Raw genomic sequence first — 1,985 nt, 5'->3', positions numbered from 1 at the left:
CGACAGCGTCGTGGTCGTCGCATCGTCGCGCATCAGCGCCTCTTCGGATTTGCGGTTCAGCACGATCACGCTGATCCGGCGGTTTTCCGGGTCGAGCGGGTCGGCCTTGTTCAGGTTCTGCGTCGACGCGAGGCCGAGCACCCGCAGCACCTTCGCCTCGTCCATGCCGCCGGAGATCAGCTCGCGGCGCGACGCATTCGCGCGGTCGGCCGACAGTTCCCAGTTGCTGTAGCCGCCCTCGCCGCCCGCGTACGGCACGGCGTCGGTATGGCCCTGGACGATGATCCGGTTCGGCACGTCGTTCAGCGTCTTGCCGATCTCGCGCAGGATGTCGCGCATGTACGGCTCGACGTTGTCGCTCGACATCGCGAACATCGGCCGCTTCTGCGAATCGACGATCTCGATGCGCAGCCCCATCAGCGTCGAATCGATGCGGATCTGCTGCTTGAACTGGCGCAGCGTCGGGTTGGCCTCGATCGCGGCCATCAGCTTGATCTGCAGGTCGTGCAGGCGCGCCTGCTCGAGCCGGTCCTGCGCACCCTGCGCCTGCGACCGGGAATTCTCGTCGCCCGCTTTCGCGAGGCGCTCGGCGAGCTGCGTCATGCCGTCGGTGCGGCGCAGCGTGCCGGCGTCGACGCTCGACAGGTCGCGGCCGCCGCCGTTGATGATGCTGGAATCCTGCGAGCTGCGGTCGCCGCTGCCGAACAGCGCGGCCTTCAGCGGCGTGTTGAAGTATTCGGCGATCCCCTTCAGCTGCACCGGCGTGACCGAGCTCAGCAGCCACATCAGCAGGAAGAACGCCATCATCGCGGTCATGAAGTCCGCGTACGCGAGCTTCCATGCGCCGCCGTGGTGGCCCTTCTTTGCCGGGGCCACCCGCTTGACGACGATTGCGCGATCCTTGCTCTTGCTCATCGGGGGCTCCGCGTCACTTCGCCTTCACGCGACGCACGTGCTCTTCGAGCTCGGAAAACGACGGGCGCTCGGTCGAGAACAGCACCTTGCGGCCGAACTCGACCGCGATCGCCGGCGCATAGCCGTTCAGCGTCGCGAGGATCGTCACCTTGATGCACTGGAACATCTTGGTCGACTCGGCGACGCGCTGCTCCGCGAGGCTCGCGAGCGGCCCGATCAGCCCGTACGACAGCAGGATCCCGAGGAACGTGCCGACCAGCGCCTGCGCGATCATCGCGCCGAGCACCGCGGGCGGCTTGTCGGCGGACGCCATCGTGTGCACGACGCCCATCACGGCCGCGACGATGCCGAACGCCGGCATCGCGTCGCCGACGCGCATCAACGCATGCGCGGGGCCTTCGCCTTCCGCGTGGTGCGTCTCGATCTCCTCGTCCATCAGGCTCTCGATCTCGAACGCGTTCATGTTGCCGCCCACCATCAGGCGCAGGTAGTCGGTCAGGAATTCGACGATGTGGTGATCGGCGAGGATCTTCGGGTATTGCGTGAAGATCGGGCTCTTTTCCGGATCATCGATGTCGGCCTCGAGCGTGAGCGTGCCTTCCTTGCGTGCCTTCGCGAGCAGCACGTAAAGAAGCGCCATCAGCTCCATGTAGACATCCTTCGTGTATTTCGAGCCCTTGAAGAGCGTCGGCAGCACGCGCAGCGTCGCCTTGATGGTCTTGCCGCCGTTGCCGAGGATGAATGCGCCGACGCCGGCACCCACGATCATCAGGATCTCGACGGGCTGGATCAACGCGCCCAGATGCCCGCCTGCCAGCGCATAACCGCCGAAGACGGACAACAGCGTCACGAGTGTTCCCACGATAATCAGCACTGCCTGTCCCTCACGAATGACCGGCGGGGAGACCGCCGTTAAACAGGTTTACGGCAGTCGGCAGGAAAACTTTCGCGGCCGCCCGGCGGCGGCCCGACGGTGTTTACCAGCAATTCACAGACGATTCGCGGACGATTCACGGGCAATTCGCGCCGCCCGGCGCGGCCGTTCGCGCCCGCCCGGCCTTGCCCGCCCG

2 protein-coding genes are annotated in these 1,985 nt (G+C 66.0%); both read right to left on the bottom strand.

Annotation, left to right across the window (positions count from 1 at the left end; translation table 11 throughout):
* A partial coding sequence (gene motB / locus DPV74_RS41075; protein ID WP_119339268.1) for a flagellar motor protein MotB occupies window positions 1-915 on the bottom strand: 915 nt, incomplete at its 3' end.
* 13 nt (window positions 916-928) lie between these two features.
* Window positions 929-1,789, bottom strand: coding sequence for a flagellar motor stator protein MotA (gene motA, locus DPV74_RS41070; RefSeq protein WP_011350592.1), 861 nt, complete (start codon window positions 1,787-1,789; stop codon window positions 929-931).
* Window positions 1,790-1,985: the final 196 nt, after the last annotated feature.

This window comes from Burkholderia sp. HAN2018 (genome assembly GCF_024704855.1).
In the GTDB taxonomy this organism is placed as follows: Bacteria; Pseudomonadota; Gammaproteobacteria; order Burkholderiales; family Burkholderiaceae; genus Burkholderia; species Burkholderia cepacia.
The sequence above is the reverse complement of the archived record's forward strand: the minus strand, read 5'-3'. Positions and strand labels throughout refer to the sequence as shown.